The organism is Neoakkermansia glycaniphila, assembly GCF_900097105.1.
Classification (GTDB): domain Bacteria; phylum Verrucomicrobiota; class Verrucomicrobiia; order Verrucomicrobiales; family Akkermansiaceae; genus Akkermansia; species Akkermansia glycaniphila.
Genome location: NZ_LT629973.1, coordinates 1,276,924 through 1,293,772, shown reverse-complemented (window position 1 = coordinate 1,293,772; position 16,849 = coordinate 1,276,924). Strand labels below are relative to the sequence as shown.

The window sequence follows — 16,849 nt, the reverse complement described above, 5'->3', positions numbered from 1 at the left end:
GCCGTAGGCTGGCTAATCTCGGTTGTTTATGGGTTCCGGTCATTCCGTTTTTTCCGTGTCGGCGATTCTGTGGCGAAGCAGGGTTGCGGCGCGGGGACGGTGTGGCCGGAGTCTTTTTTTCAGGTCAGGAGGTGTGCTGTGAGGTGGCGCTGGCCGGGTTTGGCGGTGCTGGCGTGCGGTTTGGTGGTTTTGTCGGGGTGGTGGGCGGTTTCACGCATGGCGGAACCGTTTGAGGCCGATGCTGCGCCTGCGGTGCATGCCGGGGGGATGCCTCCCGGTTTTGAGGATTTTTTGGAGACGTGGGACGGTCCCGCTTTGGAAGTCGGCGCGGCCGATGAGGTTCCGGGTGGCCTTGTCTGGAAGAACGGGTTGGAGGAGCCGGAGATCGGCGATCCGAGGGCGGTGAAGGGCGGGGTGGTCAGGCTATGGAATCCGGCGTCGTTTCCTTCGACGTTCCGCGCTTTCGGTCCGAATAGCGTGCAGTATTTCCGCTATCCGATGTTCGACCGGGTGGAGATGCCGCTGGTGGGGCTGCACCCGGTGACCCGCCGGGTGATTCCTGCGCTGGCCAGCGAGTGGGCGGAAGCTCCGGACGGTCGAACGGTGTTTTTCCGTATCGATCCGGAGGCGCGGTATTCGAACGGGCGTCCGGTGAAGGCGGTGGATTTTCTGGTTGGCGCGTATGTGCGGTGTTCCGTGTTCGGGCAGGATCCTTTTTATGCGGCGGCGTTCCGGGCGGCGTACGAGAGGGTTCGCGTGTATGGCGACCGGGTTCTTTCGGTGACGATGAGGTATGGGAGGCCCCTGCTGCCTTTTATGGCGGCAAAGGGTATTTATCCGGCGGAGCCGGGGTTTTATGCGGAGTTCGGTTCGGATTTTCCGGAGAGGTACCAATGGCGCGTGGCTCCGACGACGGGAGCCTACCGCGTGGATCCGGCGCAGGTGGTGCGCGGGAGGAAGGTGGTGCTGGAGAGGGTGAAGGATTGGTGGGCTCGGGAGAGGAGGTTTTACCGATGGACGTGCAATGTGGATGCAGTCGAGCATGTCAATCTGCCGGACGAGTTGCAGGCTTGGGAGCTGTTCCGCAAGGGGGAGCTGGATGTGATGGTGGTGCGCAAGGTGCCGGTATGGCAGGACCGGCTGGAGATTCCCGAGGTGTTCGACGGGTATGTGGAGAAGGCGACGTTTTTCGGTTGTTTTCCGGAACCGCCCTACGGGGTGTATCTGAATGCTGCGGTCGCTCCGCTGGATTCCCAGGATGTGAGGCTTGGGCTGCATTATGCGCTGAATATGGATGCGGTGGATGCTTTGCTTTCGCGAGGCGAGGGCAGGCGGCTGGCGAGTTTTGCGTCGGGCTACGGGCGGTGGTCGCTGGAGGCTTTGCCGCAGCGCGGTTTTTCACCGGAGAAGGCGCGGGAGTGTTTTGCCCGGGCAGGTTTTTCGGTGGCGGGGAAGGATGGGGTGTTGAGGAATGCGGAGGGCAAGCGGTTGAGTGTTGCGCTGTCGTATACGAATTTATCTCCTTCCGTGGCGGCGATGGTTTCCGTGCTGAGGCAGTATGCGGCACAGTGCGGGGTGGAGATTGTGCCGGATTGCGATGATATGGCGGCCTGTGCGCGCAAGGTGTATGCGAAGAAGCATGAGGCGGTGTTTTGGGCGGAGCCTCTGCCGTATCCGCTGCCTGAGAATTTCGGGTGGTTTCATTCTTCGCTGGCCCGGGATGCTCATGGCGGGCTGGTGCCGGATAATAACAATATTACGTCTGTAGCCGATGCCGTTCTGGATAAGGCTTTGGAGGCTGAGCGGGATGCGGCTACGGAGGAGGCGCTGGAGCGGGCGACGCATGCGGTGCAGCGGCGGATTTACGAGTTGGCCGTGTGGGTGCCGGGGTGGAGGGATGATTGCGCCCGGCTGGCTTACTGGCGGTGGTTGAGGTTTCCCGATACGCCGGAGACACGGTTTTCGGTGCCGGACGTGTACAATCCGCTGGAGGCGCATTTGTACTGGATTGATGAAGAGAGGCTGGAGGAGACGCAGCGCGCCCGCCGCGAGGGGAGGAGTTTTGGGGAGGTGGACCGGGTGTATGCGGATTACCGTGCCGGAGGCTCCGGCGGGGTGTAGCGGACGAGTTCAAGCTGGCCGAGGGTGTCCGGCCTGCCGGGGAGGTAGAAGCGTTTGACGGGGCCTCTGAAGCGTGGTTTGCGGTGGTAGGTGCGGATTGTTTCCCCCGTGGTGCGGAGCCGAAGGATGTAGGTAGGAGGGCGCTGGGAGAAGTCGAGGCTGCGGCTGGTGGTGGCGCGCGGCGTGGCGCCGAGGAGGCGGCAGTAGTGTTTCCATTCCGCACCGTGGCCGAGTTTGCGGTGGCGTTCCCAGACGATGGCGTGGGCTATTTCGTGCAGGACGGTGTCGCGGATGATGTCCGTGTGGTCCGGCAGGTGGGCGCGGACGAAGTGGGCGGAGAGGGTGATGCGGCGTGCGGTGATGTGGCAGCATCCGAGGCGTTTGATGGCGCGGTCCCAGCCGAAATCCCATGCGTGCAGGCCGAGGGCGGCGAGGCAGGCGAGGGTGTATTCCCGAATGTCGTCCGGAGCCTGCCAGCTGTGAACGGGCGGGAGTTCGTCGGATGGGTTCATGGCAGGATGCAAGCGGGCGGCAGGGTTGTACCCGTGCCGCCCGGTTTGAAGAGGTGAAGGATGGCGGTTTATTTGCCGGAAGCGGCTTTTTCCTCAAGTTTCTGTTTGACGAGTTCTTCGATTTCCGCGTAGAGTTCGGCGTTGTTGCGCAGGGCTTCCTTGGCGGCATCGCGTCCCTGGGCGACCTGGGATCCGTTGTAGCTGATCCATGAGCCGCGCTTTTGCATGACGTCGTATTCCATGGCGAGGTCGAGCAGGCTGCCGACGGAGGAGATGCCTTCGTTGTACATGATGTCGAATTCGCACTCGGTGAAGGGAGGCGCGACTTTGTTTTTGACGATTTTGAGTTTGGTGCGGTTGCCGGCTACGGAGCCGTCGCTGCCCTTGATCTGGCCGATGCGGCGGATGTCGCAGCGGACGGAAGCGTAGAATTTGAGGGCGCGTCCGCCGGGCGTGGTTTCGGGGTTGCCGAACATGACGCCGATTTTTTCGCGGATCTGGTTGGTGAAGATGCAGACGGTGCGAGCCTTGGAGATGAGGCTGGTGAGTTTGCGGAGCGCGGCGGACATGAGGCGTGCCTGTGCGCCGACGGTGGAGTCGCCGATGTCGCCTTCCAGTTCCTGGCGGGTGACGAGGGCGGCCACGGAGTCCACGACGATGACGTCGATGGCGTTCGAGCGGACGAGAGCTTCGCAGATCTGCAGGGCTTCTTCACCGGAGTTCGGCTGGGAGACGAGGAGGTCGTCGAGGTTGACGCCGAGCTTGGCGGCGTATTTGGGGTCGAGCGCGTGTTCCACGTCGATAAAGGCGGCGAGGCCGCCTGCCTTCTGTGCCTGCGCGATGGCGGTGAGGGTGAGGGTGGTTTTGCCGGAGGATTCGGGGCCGAATACTTCGACGACGCGGCCTCGGGGGAAACCGCCCGTGCCGAGGGCGCGGTCGATGAGAAGGTTGCCGGTGGGGATGACTTCGACGGCCATGGAGGTTTTGTCGCCGAGGCGCATAATGGCTGTTTCGCCAAAGTCTTTCTGGATTTGGAGCAGGGCTGCGTCCAGAGCGCGCTGCCTGTTTGCCGCGTTCTTTTCGGCTTCTGCGGAGGAGGAGTCGTTTGCCATATCTGGAATGAGTCTATCGTGTTCCGTTGCGCGTAGCAAGTGTGGATTGCGGCAGGGAGTTCATATTTTCCGGAGGCGGTGCGGGATGAGAAAAGGCCGTCCTTGGGAGGACGGCCTTTTGGTGGGGAAGGGTTGTGATGATGGATATCTCCGTGCCTTATGCGGCGATGCCGAAATGCTTCTGAATGTCTGCGAAGATTCGGTCGCGGCGCGTGCGGGCCTTTTCGATGTCCCTCGTTTTGAGGGAGAAGCGGAGGCGTTCCGCAGTGGCGTCCGGCTTGTGGACGGTCACGTGGCACCACCAGACCCCGCGGTTGTTCCACAGGTGGTGGTTCGGATTTTCATCGTTGATACGAAGCGCGATTTTGGTTTGTGAAGTCATGTGCTTAGGAAAAGTGATAGTTGCTTATTGTTCTTTTTTGAGGCTTGTTTGAGCCACCCTTCCGCGTTCGTTTACCGGTCTTGGCGGAAGATACCCACATGGTGTAAGACACATCCGGGTATCGTTCCGTTCAAAATTCCGAAAATTAAAGCAGGCCGGCGGCCTTCAGCGTATTGTAGGCACCATTTTTGCTGATGGTGCGAAGCGCCTTGCAGGAGAGCTTCATTTTGACGAAGCCGCCCAGCTCGGGAACCCAGATGCGTTTTTCCTGAAGGTTGGGGTAAACGGTGCGGTTGACGGTTTTGGTGACGTGACGGCCGATACCGCCCTTCTTCTTGGCAAGACCGGAACGGTGGATTCGGCGACCGGCGCGCGGCTGAGAACCGCGAATAAGGCAAATTCTGGACATAAGATTTGTTGCGTTTTGAGTTAAGCGGAGCAAGAGTCTACTACATTTCGGCCGGAGGTCAAGCAAAACCGCTTGCTTCGGGTAAAATTGTTGTATTTTTTTACTTGGGGAACGCATCGCAGACTTGACGCGTACCGTTTTTTTGTGCGGAATAGACGGGATATGAGAGAGAACCATTTTGCCAGTTTTTCGACGTGCGGTGCGCCTGAACAGGTGCTTGAGGTGAAGTCCGCTCCCGTGCGCGAGCCCGAGGAGGGCGAGCTTCTGGTGCGTATGCTCGCCGCGCCTATCAATCCTGCGGATATCAATTTCATTCAGGGTGTGTACGGTATCAAGCCCGTGCTGCCCGATTCCCCTGCCGGGCTGGAAGGCTGCGGTATCGTGGAAGTGTCCGCCGCTCCCGGTTTCGAGCCGGGCGATCAGGTGATTCTGCTGCGCGGCGTGGGGTCGTGGGCGAAGTTCCTAACGGCTTCTGCAGACAATTTCCTGAAGCTGGAGGAGAAGGTGGATCCGACGCAGGCTTCGATGCTGAAGGTGAATCCTCTGACTGCTCTGCGGATGCTGACGGGGTATGTGGAGCTGAAGCCCGGAGACTGGGTGGTGCAGAATGCCGCCAATTCCGGGGTGGGCCGCTGTATTATTCAGATTGCGAAGATTATGGGGGTGAAGACGATCAATCTCGTGCGCCGGGCGGAGGGCCTGCGCGAGGAGTTGACGGCGCTGGGTGCGGATATCGTGCTGGAGGATGGGGAAGAGGATATGGTGAAGAAGGCTTTGGAGTCGACGGGCGGCGTGCGCCCCGTGCTGGCTTCGAATGCGGTGGGCGGCGATAGCGCGTTGCGCCTGATGGATATGCTGGCTCCGGGCGGGACGATGACGACGTTCGGCGCGATGAGCAAGCAGAGTATCAAGGTGCCGAACGGTTTCCTGATTTTCAAGGGAGTGCAGCTCAAGGGGCTGTGGGTGACGCAGTGGCTGAAGAATGCGACGCGGGCAGATATCGAGTTCGCCTACGGGCAGCTTTCCATCTGGATGGCGAGCGGCCGCCTGAAGCAGGCGGTCGATTCCGTGTACCGTATCGAGAATGTGAACGAGGCCGCCGCGAAGGCCCAGGAAGAGTTCCGCAACGGGAAGATCGTTCTGCGCCTCGGCGAGTAAGAGTGGCGGCCCAGCGGTTGTTTTGCGCCTGATTGCGGATGGCCGCAGTCAGGCGTCATGTTCGAGGTGTTCTGCCGTTCCGTCTCCGGTGTCTCGGCTGTGGCGCATGGCCTGCAGGATGTTGTCGTGCTGGGCGCCTTCCATCAGGTAGTTGACGGGGCAGGAGAGCATTTGCGACAGGAAGAGCGTTTCCGCATCAGTGACGCATCGCAGGCCCGCTTCGATTTTGGAAAGCGTTTCCCGCGAGAGCTGCCAACCGTTGAGTTGGCAGGAGGTGGCAAATCTGTTCTGCGATAGGTGCAATTGGTTGCGCCGTTTTCTGACTTGGGCGCCGATGATGTTCTGCCCTTTTTTCATGGTTAGTTTCGAGTAGGATAGCGTGATACATGGGATTGTGGGGCTCCGTCTCCGGAGCAGGATGCGTGCATGACGCGTGCCTGTTTTACGCATATGTTGCGCTGTGGCAACAGGGAACTGTGTTCCGGCCGCGGGGCGTTCTTTCGGCTTTTCTATCTTCCGGCTTTTGGTACAATCCGGCTCATGCGATGGTTGCGAACGGTTTGGAGACGGCGTTGGGTGAGGTGGAGCGTATGCGTGGCGGGGGGGATGGCGGTAGCTACGTATGGCGCGAATTTGCTGGTGGCGCAGACGCTTTGCCGCTCCGGAGAGTGGCGCGGTCCGGTGACGGATCATTTCGACGGCAGGCATTTCCATGTGGCCGACGAGGTGGAGCAGGGGTCGTTTTTACGCGCCCTGGAATGGTTTTGTTTCCGCGATCCGGGGTTTTATTCGGTAGTCGCCGCGAACGCGGATGTACCGGAGCTGGCAGGAGAGGTGGCGCCCGGAGGCTGGGAGGCGACGATGGTGAATCATTCGACGGTGCTGCTGCGCTTGCGCGGGCTGAATGTGCTGACGGATCCTGTGTGGTCCGACCGGGTGAGTCCGGTGCAGTGGTCGGGGCCGAAGAGGTGCCGCCCTGCGGGTATTGCGTGGGAGGATTTGCCGAGGGTGGATGCGGTTTTGCTGTCGCACGATCATTACGATCATTTCGATGTGGAGACTCTGCAGCGGCTGGTGAAGAGGGATAATCCGCTGTTTATCGTGCCTCTGGGGATGAAATCCCTGCTTGAATACCACTGCGGACGGGCGCGTGTGCGGGAGATCGACTGGTGGCAGGAGACGGCTGTGGAGACGGCGGCGGGGTCGGTGGCCGTGACACTGACTCCGGCGAAGCATTACAGCGGCCGCTACCGTTCGGAGGAGCGGAAGAACCGTTCGTTGTGGGGCGGGTTCTTTATTCGTTCGCATGACGGAGTGAAGGTGTATTTTGCCGGGGATTCGGCATGGACTTCGTTTTTTGCCGAGATCCGCGAGAGGCTGGGAGAGCCGGATCTGGCGATTTTGTCGATCGGCGCCTACAAGCCTCTGGATTTCATTGCAAAGGCGCATTTGACTCCGCAGCAGGCGGTGAAGGCATTCAAGGCTTTGGGCGCCGTTCGCGGGATGGCGTGCCATTTCGGTACGTGGCAGCTGGCGGATGAGAGTTTGCAGGAGACGCTGGACGATTTCCGGTCAGGGTTGTCGTCGGAAGGCGTGCAGGAGGATGCTTTTGTCGCGCCGTTCAACGGGAAGACGATGAAGGGCCGTGCGGCGGAGGGGTGCCGTGGAGAAGAGGTCGCCTCGCCTAGGAAAGGTGAAGTGGGTGGTTGATTGTTTTCGGGAGGTGTGCTATGGTTTGCGCGTGATTGCCGATGCCCGCCAGCTTGTGATTGACCGCCTCCGCGCACTGCAGGAGCAGGGGACGGCAATGCTTCCGGTGGATGAGGAGGCCCGGCTGGTGCTGCGCCGCTGGATGGTGGAGGCGAAGCGTTTGAAGATGGGGCTTCCGCCTTCGGCTCAGGTGGAGGTTGCCGGCAATGCCGCAGAACCATCCGGAGAGCAGGCGGCCGTGGCTTCGAGTCTGTTGCGCGTGCTTGAGGAGGTGGAGCAGGAGGAGGCCGGGAATGCCGAGCTGGATGATCCGACGGCCCATGCGGTGCCGCGTTTCCGACCCGGAGGCAGTACGGACGAGGAGAGGTGGATGCTTTTCCGGAGGCTGTTGCCCCGGTGGACTCCGATGCTGAATCTCGGTTCGCTGCGTGAGATTCCCGTGTTCGGGCAGGGCGATGTGCGGGCTTCCCTGATGTTTGTGGGGGATGCTCCGAATTATTTCGATGAGCAGGCGAAGATGCCGTTTGCCGGAGAGGCGGGGAAGAAGCTGGACGGTATTCTGGCGGCCATGGGGCTGGCACGAGATTCCATTTATTTGACGGAGCTGGTGAAGTTCCGCCCGGCTCTGCCGCGCCAGACGACGAATAATCGCCCTCCGAACGAGAAGGAGATGGCGCTGGGCGCTTCCGTGCTGGATGTGGAAATTGAGCTGGTGCGACCCCGTGCGATTGTGGCTCTGGGCGTGATTGCCGCCCGGGGGCTGTTGCGTGCCGAGAGCGATCTGCCTTTGTCTGCTTTCCGGGGGCTGCCTCTGTTCCATGGGGATATTCCGGTGGTGGTGACTCATCACCCGAGCTATTTGCTGAGGACGTCGGATATGGGAGAGAGGCGCAAGCTTTGGGAGGATATGCTGCAGGCGATGGAGCTTGCGGGGTTGCCCGTTTCGGAGAAGCAGCGGTCGTTTTTCCTGCCGAAGGGGTAGGTTTTGCTGCTGCGGCCGATGGATAAGAAAAACCGCTTTCCCTGAGGAAAGCGGTGAAGAGGAAATGGTTTACCTAGGGCGGATCAATGGTCGAGCATGGCGCCGAGGGTGTTCAGCAGGTCTTCTTTGGTGGTGATGTAGCCGTCTTTCGGGTCGTGCCAGTGGAAGGAGTGGATGCTGGTGCGGGTGCTGCCGCGAGGGTCGCTGGTGCGGGCGTCGGGCAGGTTGTCGGCCAGTTCGGGGTAGAGCTGTTCGACGAGTTCGCATGTGGTGACCGGAGGGGTGGCCAGGATGACGTTTTCGATGCCGAGAGGGATGGCCCTTTCCACATCATCGACAAGGCGGTCGATGGGGTAGAGCTGGTGCTGTTCCAGCAGGGCGACGGGCAGGGAGGCTTTTTTGTCGGCAGGCGGCGTGAGGAGCCCGAGGACGCCGAAGGCCGGGTCGGAGATGGCCAGTTCGGGGATGAAGACGTTCAGTACGCGGCCGAATTGCTTGTTGATGAAGTTGTAGAGGTCGCGCTGGCGGTTGATGCCGGGGTTGCCTGCCGGGTCGCGCAGCGGGGAGAGTTCGTCGCCGTCTTCAGGGATGATGTCCGCGCTGGTGATGTAGATGATCCGCTCCGCCTTGATGTCGCTCAACTGGCGTTTGAAGTGGAAGGCGTAGCCGTCTTTGGCGTTGTCGTCCTGCCCTTCGGCGTACGGCCCCGTCCAGAAGACGGGGTCGATGATGACGAGGACGGCATAGGCGTGGCCCTGCAGGAGGTGGATTTCGTTCTGGTCGACGAGGTAGTCGAAGTAGCGTTTTGAAGTCCAGATCTTGCCGAGTGGCGAGGTGGCTCCGATGAATGCGGTGTCGGTCACAGGCTCGTGCAGGGTTCGTTGCTGCGGTTTACTTCAAGGCCTCGAAGGCGGATTTGAAGAGGTAGTAGCCCCAGCCCCAGTCGCTGTCGCCGGACCAGTCCGGGTCGTAGTGGTGCTGCGGTTTGAGGAAGCGTTCGGGATGGGGCATGAGGCCCATGGCGCGGCCCGTGGCATCCTGTAGTCCGGCGATGCGGAGTTCGGAGCCGTTGTGGTTGTCGCCGTACTGGAGGGAGACGAGGCCGGAGTCCATGTATTTTTGGGCGTCACCGGGTTCCATGACAAGGCGGCCTTCGGCATGGGCGGAAGGAAGTTCGAATTCGGCCGGAAGGAAGGTGGTGTACGGCGAGGGAGAGACTTTGACGAGTTTGTCCCACATGCATTCGAAGCGTTCGCTTTTGTTCCAGATGAGGGAGGCTTTGGGCAGGATGCCGAGTTTGGTGAGGATTTGGAAGCCGTTGCAGATACCGAGGAGGAAGCCGCCGTTCTGGTGGTGCTTATGGATGGCGTCGCCGAGGAATCGCTCGGTTTCGAGCTGGGCAAGGCGGCCGCTCATGACGTAATCGCCGTAGCTGAAGCCGCCGGCGAAGACGACGAGCTGCGCTTTGGAGACGTGTTCGGGGCGTGCAGTGGCGATGGGTTGTACCTGCGTGGAGAATCCGGCGGTGCGGAGCGCGCGTTCGGTTTCGACGTCGCAGTTGGTGCCGGGGTATTTGAGAAGGAGTGCGTGTGCCATGTGTGGTGGTGGTTTGGTATGGTCGGTTGCGGTTCGGCTGCCGGAGGATCAATAGTACGGGGTGAGGCCGTTTTTCCAGAGAGCCTTGAGTTCGGCAACGCTGCTGGTGAGGACGGTTTTGCCGTTGTCCGCAGCGACGATGCTGTGCGCCTCGGTGGCTTTGCCGATGCGGGCGCAGGGGTATCCGGCCATGGTGGTTTCGAATTCGGCTGCAAGGTCGGGATCGACTTCGCAGAGGATGCGGCCCGTGCTTTCGCTGAAGAGGGGGACAGCGGGGCTTTTCCAGCCTCCTGCGGTGGGGATGGCGGAGAGGTCGAGTTCGATGCCTCCCTTGCCCGAGTAGGCCATTTCCGCTGCGGCGACGGCAAGGCCGCCTTCGGAGATGTCGTGCGCACTGAGGACGAGGCCCGCGCAAAGGGCTTCGTAGTAGGCTTTGTAGAGGGCGAAGTTTTTCACGCAGTCGGTTTGCGGCACTTTGGCATCCTTGATGCCTTTGATGCGGCTGTAAACGGAGCCGCCCATTTCGTCTTCGGTGTTGCCGATGAGGTAGAGGAGGCTGTCGTTGCGGCGGAGGGAGGAGCCTTTGACGTGCGTTTTGTCGTCGACGACGCCGATGCCGGAGCAGAGGAAGGTGACGGGGATGTTGATCGGGCCGTCTTCCGTCTCGAAGTAGTTGTAGAAGGAGTCTTTGCCGGAGATGTACGGGGCGTTGAAGTCGAGTGCGGCGCGGGCGATGCCTTTGACGCATTCGACGATGCGGCCGAGTTCCTGCGGAGCTTCCGGGTTGCCCATGCAGAAGTTGTCGAGGAGGCCGATTTTATCCGGGTTCGCGCCGACGAGGATGAGCTGGCGGACGCATTCGTCCACGGTGCCGGTGCCCATGGCGTAGGGGTCCGTTTTGCCCCATTCGGGAAGGATGGCGCAGGCCATGGCCATGGCTTTGTCGGAGCCGTCGATGTCGATCACGGAGCCGTCCTGCGGAGCGTCCGCCGAGGCCCCGGCGAGGGGTTTGAGGAGGGTGTTGCCCTGAACTTCGTGGTCGTATTCGCGGATGATGGGTTCGCGGGAGACGATGGCGAAGTCGGCCATGACAGCCTTGAGGTCTTCGGCGAGGGTGTCCGCCGGGAGGTCGAGGCCCGTTTTGGCGAGGCCGGAGGTGAAGACGGATTCGAGTTTTTTGATGGGTGCGTCGTGCAGTTTGCTGTTGTCGAGCGAGCAGACGAGTTCGCCGTTGTGCCAGACGCGCAGGACGCCGGTGTCATCCGAGTGGCCGAGAACGGTGAGTTCGGTCTGGAAGGTGTCGGCGAGGGTCTGGAGTTCGGGAAGGTCTTTTTCTTCGACGGCGAGGACCATGCGTTCCTGGGATTCGGAGAGGAAGATTTGCCAGGAGATGAGGCCGGGTTCTTTGAGAGGGGCGCGTTCGAGGAAGAGTTCACCGCCGGTGACGCTGAGCATTTCGCCCGCTGCAGAGGAGAAGCCGCCTGCGCCGCAGTCCGTCAGGAAGACGATGAGGCCGCGTTCGCGGGCTTCGAGGATGAAGTCGAGTGTTTTCTTTTCTTCGATGGGGTTGCCGATCTGGACGGCGGTGTGGTCTTCCTCATGGGAGCTTTCGCCGAGAGCAGCGGAGGAGAAGGTGGCGCCTTTGAGGCCGTCTTTGCCGGTGCGTCCGCCGATGGCGATGATTTTGAGGCCGGGGCGCATTTCCTTGTCGATGTCCTCGCGGGGGATGACGCCTGCGGTGCCGCAGAAGACGAGGGGGTTGTAGATGTAGGTGGGGTCGAACTGGATGGCTCCGTTGACGGTGGGGATGCCCATGCGGTTGCCGTAGTCGCGGACGCCGTGGACGACGCCGCGCATGATGCCGAGCGGGTGGATGACGTCCTGCGCCTTGATGGCTTCGGGAGGAGTGTCGGGTGCGCCGAAGCAGAAGACGTCGAGGTTGGCGATGGGTTTGGCTCCCTTGCCTGCGCCGAGGATGTCGCGGATGACGCCGCCGAGGCCGGTGTTCGATCCAGCGTAGGGTTCGATGGCGGAGGGGTGGTTGTGCGTTTCGGCCTTGAGGCAGATGGCGAGATCGTCGTCGAGGGTGATGAATCCGGCGTTGTCCACGAAGGCGCTCAGGACGAAGCCGGGCTTGCGGTCCATGATTTCTTCGGACGGATTCTTGATGTAGGTTTTGAAGAGGCTGGAGATGTTTTCTTCCTTGCCGTCTGCGACGTGGTGGACGTCTGCGGAGAAGATGCGGTGCTTGCAGTGTTCGGACCAGGTTTGCGCGATGACTTCGAGCTCGACGTCCGTAGGTTCGCGGTCCATGCCGCGGAAGATTTGCTGGACGACTTCCATGTCCTCGCGGGACAGGGAGAGTTTCATGGTTTTGCTGAGCTCAAGAAGCTGGTCGCTGCTGAGGTCGCGGACGGGGATGTGGCGATAGGTGGCGGACATGCGTTCGGTGCGGTGGAGGATTGGTTTCGTTTCGGAGGCTCAGGCGACTGTCCAGTAGTGGATGGCCGGGTTGCAGATGTCCTTGGTGAAGCGGGCGGCGAGCTTGTCGCGGTCTCCTTCGCCGAAGATGTAGATGCGCTGGGTGATTTTCAGGGACGTGATGGTGAAGGGGAGGTTCTTCTGTCCGCGGTAGTTGGTGAGGATGGCTTCCTTTTCGAGGTCGAGGGAGCCGGGTTTCATGCCGTAGTCGATGGTGAAGAGGGCGCCTTCCAGCGCGGGGGTGCCGTCTTCGACGACTGCCTGGGAGATGGGGTCCACCAGCACGCGGAGCATGTAGGCCCGTGCGGCCTCGATGTCTCCTTCGCATTCGACGGTGTATACGCGGCTGTGGTTGGATTTCAGCGCGTCCGGAATGGGGGTGTAAAGGAGGTGGTTGGCGTCGGCCGCATCCTGGAAACGGCTGAGTACTTCGAGGTTCAGGGTCATGATGTTGCTCCGTGTGTGGTGGTGTGTAGAGGTATGGGTCAGGCTTGTTCCTTCTGAAGGCGGGCGAGGACTTCGGCATAGCCTTCCATCACGTCGCCGAGGTCCTGGCGGAAGCGGTCCTTGTCCATCTTCTTGCCGGTTTCGATGTCCCAGAGGCGGCAGGTGTCGGGCGAGATTTCGTCGGCGAGGACGATCTGGGTGGGGTCTTCCGTGAGGCGGCCGAATTCGATTTTGAAGTCGATGAGGCGGAGGCCTGCCTTCTTGAAGAATTCGGTGAGGGTGGCATCGACGATGAGGGCCTGCTTGCGGAGGTATTCGCACTCTTCGGGGGTGGCGATCTTCATTTCGCGGGCGTAGTCGTCGTTGATGAGCGGGTCGCCGAGTTCGTCGCTCTTGTAGGAGAATTCGACGATAGGCTTTTCGAACACGGTGCCTTCGGGCACTCCGGTGCGTTTGCAGAAGGAACCGGCTGCGACGTTGCGGACGATGACTTCGACCATCAGGATGTCTACGCGCTTGACGAGGAGATTGATTTCATCGACATCGGCGACGAGGTGGGTCTTTACGCCCTTGGCTTCGAGCATCTTGTAGATGAGGAGGGTGATGGCCTTATTCATCTTGCCCTTGTTCTCGAACTTGGCTTTCTTGAGGGCGTTGAATGCGGTGGCGTCGTCTTTGTATTCCATGCGGAGTACGTTGGCATCATCCGTTGTGTAAAGCTTCTTGGCTTTTCCTTCGTAAATCGGTTCCATTTGTCTACCTGCCAGCGGTTATCTCTGGCAACGGAATTTTAATGGATTTATGGGGCGGGGTCAAGTCGAAATAGCGCACTTTGCAGAAGCCTGCGGGAGCAGCGGAAAACCTCTTTTCGTGCCAGACGAAAAGAGGTTTCAAAAAAGAAAAAGAGGAGGGGTTTCAAGCGGCTCTTCTGCGGCGCAGGAGTGCGAGAAGACTGCCGGCGGCGAGTAATCCTGCGGATGCCGGTTCTGGGACGATGTCGCCGTTAAGAGTGATGCTTTGGAGTCCGAAAAACGCGCCGGCAGTTTCGGTGGTTCTCTCGCAGGTCAGCTCCAGCTTGTAATTGCCGGCCTGCAGGGCTTCGGTGAGGCCGGTATTCATGGTGATATTGATTCCGGCTGCTGTATTTGCCGGGATCGTAAATCCGTTGGACCCTGCGTTGCCGGTGGCGAGAGTGATGCCTTCGGCGCTCTTTAAGCTGAAGTTCATCTGCGCGGTTCTGGTATTTGCCTGCATCAGTCCGTTTGCGCCGAATGCCTTGATGTTGAGGCCGATTGAGCTCAGTGTAATGTCTTTTGTGGTGGTGAGATCAAGTGTGGCCGCCCATGATCCGGCATTTTGTACGTTGACGTTCGGAGAGAAGAATCCTTGACAGAAAGTGCCTGTCGTAAAGAGCGACAGATCGGTTGTTGCCGGGTTGGTGTATGTCGTCTTCGTCAGTTTGGTGACACTCAGCGTGAAGAGGTCTTGCCCGGTTTCGAAGGTGGGCGAGTAGAGCGCGGTGCTTGTGCCGTGATTGCCCCATGTGGCTTTGTGCTGGAATGCTTCATCCGCAGCGGAGGCGGAGCCGATCATCAGGGCGGCAGTCGCGATGTATTTGGTAAGGGTGGAGAACATGATTTATGATGATAGGGAAATTAAAGTCGATTTTAGATGCTTGTTTTCGTCTGTCAATAGTAAATGTTCGGGCAAATATAGTTTTTTCATTTTATTGATGCCGTTGATTTGCCGGAGGCTGCGAGGGAAGGCTTGTGAGATGCGGTCGTTGGCACTGAAGCCATTTGCCGTGCGGATTCTAATTTTTCAGGCCGTCCCATAATTGGTGGTTGATTTCAAGGAGGGATATGTTATCTTGAGGGCACGTATGCATGCCGATCTCGAAAAACTTGTTGCGAAAAAGAAAATCCCAGAGGCGTTTGCCGCCCGGCTGGATAAGTTTTCACCGGGTAATTATGTAGTTCACAAGTCGTGGGGAGTCGGAAAGGTCAAGGAATGGAACCTGCCCGAGAATTCGATTGTGATCAATTTCGAATCGAAGCCGGATCATCAAATGGAATTGAAGTTCGCCTTCAATTTGCTGACTCCGCTGCCGCAGGGGCATTATCTGATTGCCTGCTTTGAAGATCCCAAGGGTATCTGGGCTTCGGCGAAAACCGATCCGCTGACGCTGGTGCGCCTCGTGCTCAATGGCAATTTCTCCGGCAAGGACGGGGAAGACGAGCCCCAGCCCATCGCTCCCGAAGATGTCGAAAAGAATCTGAAGGGCCGCGTCGTTCCGGAAGGCGACTGGAAAAGCTGGTGGGAAAAGGCCCGCAAGGCCATGCGCGACAAATCCGAGTTCATTCTCCCGACGCGCCGCGGCGAACTGATCGCCCTGCGCGGCGAAACCATGTCTCCGGCCGCCGCCCTGCTGGAAGACTACAAGAAGGCCCGCGATCTGCGCACATGCGTGCGCCTGCTGGATGCCGCAAAGCCCGAAACGCTGAAAGACGACCACGATGTCGTCCTCGAACTTGTCGCTGCTCTGGAAAAGGACATCGAAGAAGGAGGCGTGAATGTCAAGCAGCAGATTCTGGAACTGATCATCGTGCGCGACGAATTGATCGATGCCTTGCTGAAGTCTGCGGACAAGGGCAAGGACGGCGTTCCCGCCGCCGATCAGGAAGATGAAGGCATCCGCAAGCTGATGGCCGCCATCCCCGATATGACGACGCTCGATTCCGTGCTGGCCGGCATCTCTTCCGAAGAGATCGTGGCTTTCATCGGGGATGTGCCTGCCGCCCGCCAGAAGAAAATTTACGAAGCCCTTCCCGAAGCGCACAATGGCCAATGGCTCTCCTACGCGACGAACATTTTCCTGTTCGGCGGATCGAAGGCTATCGGGGAAGTCGCCAAATTCATCATTGTGAAGGGTGAAGGCGAACAGCTCTATCAGGACATCCGCAACGGCATCTCCCGCCAGAGCCTTCCGGCCGATGTGCTGGTCTGGATCTGCCGCGAGCGCAAGGGTGCGGCCAAGCCCGTGTTCACGCTGGCTCTCGGTTCCGCCATCATGAACGCCATCGAGCGCGACGCCTCCGACGGCGGCCCGAACAAGGGCCTTCGCCTGCGCAACCTGCTGGTGGAAGACAAGCAGCTGGCTCCCGACCTGATCCGCAATGTGACGGAATCCGAAGCCCGCCCGTTCGCCAAGGCCATTTACGATTCCGCTTCCCTTCATGACCTCGACCGCAATCTTCTGCTGGCGAATATGATGAGGGTGCACCACGGCCTTCAGGAGATCGTTCTCTCCCGCACCAAGGTGCAGGAAAAGCAGCAGCTCTACGTGTCCATCGAGAGCTACAACCAGCGCAAAGCCGAATACGACGAGCTGGTCAATGTGCGTATCCCGAAGAACAAGCAGGATCTGACCGTGACCCGCGCCGAAGGCGACTTGCGCGAAAACGGCGGCTATCAGGATGCCAAGGCCACCCGGCAGGTGCTGATGCGCCGTTCGGAAGAACTGGCCCGCAATCTGGCACAGGCTCATCCGACCGATTTCAAGGATGTGGATACCAGCCGCTCCGGCATGGGCACCTATGTGACTGTCGTCGATCCCGAAGGTCAGGAAGCCGTGTTCACCATTCTCGGTGCATGGGATTCCGATCCCGACAACCGCGTGATTCCCTATACCTCCAAGCTCGGCCAGAAACTGACCGGCCACGCCGTAGGCGATGTGATCAAGCTCCCGTTCGTTCCCGGAGAGAAACCGGTGAAGCTGACGGTCAAGGCAATCGCAGCGGTGAATCCGTAAAACGGTTTGCCAACTGAATTTTCAAGGGCGTTCCTGTGAGGGAACGCCCTTTTTCGTTAAAAACAAGATAGAGGCGGATAGTAGATGCGATATGGTACGATGTGACTGAGAAAGAATCGATTGATAAT

General features: G+C 59.8%; 16 protein-coding genes. 5 read left to right on the top strand and 11 right to left on the bottom strand.

The genetic code is table 11. The features are described from left to right. Positions 1 to 216: 216 nt before the first annotated feature. Positions 217 to 2,121, top strand: a complete 1,905-nt coding sequence (locus PYTT_RS05465; RefSeq protein ID WP_067774097.1) for an ABC transporter substrate-binding protein — start codon at positions 217 to 219, stop codon at positions 2,119 to 2,121. Here PYTT_RS05465 and PYTT_RS05460 read toward each other — a convergent pair. From PYTT_RS05460 to rpmB, 4 genes are all read right to left on the bottom strand, one after another. Beyond that, positions 2,091 to 2,633 (bottom strand): SprT-like domain-containing protein, encoded by a 543-nt coding sequence (locus PYTT_RS05460; RefSeq protein ID WP_067774093.1) that lies wholly within the window; start codon positions 2,631 to 2,633, stop codon positions 2,091 to 2,093. The genes PYTT_RS05465 and PYTT_RS05460 overlap by 31 nt on opposite strands. Before the next feature lie 68 nt (positions 2,634 to 2,701). After that, entirely contained in the window at positions 2,702 to 3,745 is a 1,044-nt protein-coding gene (recA, locus tag PYTT_RS05455) for a recombinase RecA (protein WP_067774090.1), read from the bottom strand. Between the two features lie 157 nt (positions 3,746 to 3,902). Then, complete coding sequence (locus PYTT_RS05450) at positions 3,903 to 4,127, bottom strand: hypothetical protein (protein WP_067774087.1); 225 nt, start codon at positions 4,125 to 4,127, stop codon at positions 3,903 to 3,905. A 145-nt stretch (positions 4,128 to 4,272) separates the two neighbouring features. Beyond that, positions 4,273 to 4,536, bottom strand: a complete 264-nt coding sequence (gene rpmB / locus PYTT_RS05445; protein ID WP_067774084.1) for a 50S ribosomal protein L28 — start codon at positions 4,534 to 4,536, stop codon at positions 4,273 to 4,275. 162 nt (positions 4,537 to 4,698) lie between these two features. Here rpmB and PYTT_RS05440 point away from each other — a divergent pair, with 162 nt between their 5' ends. Continuing rightward, positions 4,699 to 5,694 (top strand): MDR family NADPH-dependent oxidoreductase, encoded by a 996-nt coding sequence (locus PYTT_RS05440; RefSeq protein WP_067774082.1) that lies wholly within the window; start codon positions 4,699 to 4,701, stop codon positions 5,692 to 5,694. Between the two features lie 48 nt (positions 5,695 to 5,742). On the opposite strand, the gene PYTT_RS05435 is transcribed toward PYTT_RS05440, so the two are convergent. Further along, positions 5,743 to 6,051 carry a helix-turn-helix domain-containing protein gene (locus PYTT_RS05435; protein WP_067774079.1) on the bottom strand — a complete coding sequence of 103 codons (309 nt, stop codon included), beginning with the start codon at positions 6,049 to 6,051 and terminating at the stop codon, positions 5,743 to 5,745. A 183-nt stretch (positions 6,052 to 6,234) separates the two neighbouring features. Here PYTT_RS05435 and PYTT_RS05430 point away from each other — a divergent pair, with 183 nt between their 5' ends. Then, positions 6,235 to 7,404 (top strand): MBL fold metallo-hydrolase, encoded by a 1,170-nt coding sequence (locus PYTT_RS05430; RefSeq protein ID WP_172801771.1) that lies wholly within the window; start codon positions 6,235 to 6,237, stop codon positions 7,402 to 7,404. Beyond that, complete coding sequence (locus PYTT_RS05425; protein WP_141675747.1) at positions 7,388 to 8,386, top strand: uracil-DNA glycosylase; 999 nt, start codon at positions 7,388 to 7,390, stop codon at positions 8,384 to 8,386. Before PYTT_RS05430 ends, PYTT_RS05425 begins: the two co-directional genes overlap by 17 nt. Before the next feature lie 83 nt (positions 8,387 to 8,469). On the opposite strand, the gene PYTT_RS05420 is transcribed toward PYTT_RS05425, so the two are convergent. The 6 genes from PYTT_RS05420 to PYTT_RS05395 all read right to left on the bottom strand — a co-directional run bounded on the left by PYTT_RS05420 (position 8,470) and on the right by PYTT_RS05395 (position 14,545). Then, positions 8,470 to 9,249 carry a hypothetical protein gene (locus PYTT_RS05420; RefSeq protein ID WP_067774073.1) on the bottom strand — a complete coding sequence of 260 codons (780 nt, stop codon included), beginning with the start codon at positions 9,247 to 9,249 and terminating at the stop codon, positions 8,470 to 8,472. A 28-nt stretch (positions 9,250 to 9,277) separates the two neighbouring features. After that, entirely contained in the window at positions 9,278 to 9,982 is a 705-nt protein-coding gene (locus PYTT_RS05415; RefSeq protein WP_067774070.1) for a phosphoribosylformylglycinamidine synthase subunit PurQ, read from the bottom strand. Between the two features lie 48 nt (positions 9,983 to 10,030). Then, positions 10,031 to 12,424: a phosphoribosylformylglycinamidine synthase subunit PurL gene (gene purL / locus PYTT_RS05410; protein WP_067774067.1), complete on the bottom strand. Its 2,394-nt coding sequence runs from the start codon at positions 12,422 to 12,424 to the stop codon at positions 10,031 to 10,033. 39 nt (positions 12,425 to 12,463) lie between these two features. Further along, entirely contained in the window at positions 12,464 to 12,910 is a 447-nt protein-coding gene (locus PYTT_RS05405) for a hypothetical protein (protein WP_067774064.1), read from the bottom strand. A 38-nt stretch (positions 12,911 to 12,948) separates the two neighbouring features. Further along, positions 12,949 to 13,662, bottom strand: coding sequence for a phosphoribosylaminoimidazolesuccinocarboxamide synthase (gene purC / locus PYTT_RS05400; protein ID WP_067774061.1), 714 nt, complete (start codon positions 13,660 to 13,662; stop codon positions 12,949 to 12,951). 163 nt (positions 13,663 to 13,825) lie between these two features. After that, on the bottom strand, positions 13,826 to 14,545 hold the full coding sequence (locus tag PYTT_RS05395; protein WP_067774058.1) for a PEP-CTERM sorting domain-containing protein: 720 nt from the start codon (positions 14,543 to 14,545) through the stop codon (positions 13,826 to 13,828). Between the two features lie 247 nt (positions 14,546 to 14,792). Between PYTT_RS05395 and PYTT_RS05390 the strand changes: the two genes are divergently transcribed. Then, on the top strand, positions 14,793 to 16,721 hold the full coding sequence (locus PYTT_RS05390) for a GreA/GreB family elongation factor (protein ID WP_067774055.1): 1,929 nt from the start codon (positions 14,793 to 14,795) through the stop codon (positions 16,719 to 16,721). The last annotated feature ends 128 nt before the right edge of the window (positions 16,722 to 16,849 follow it).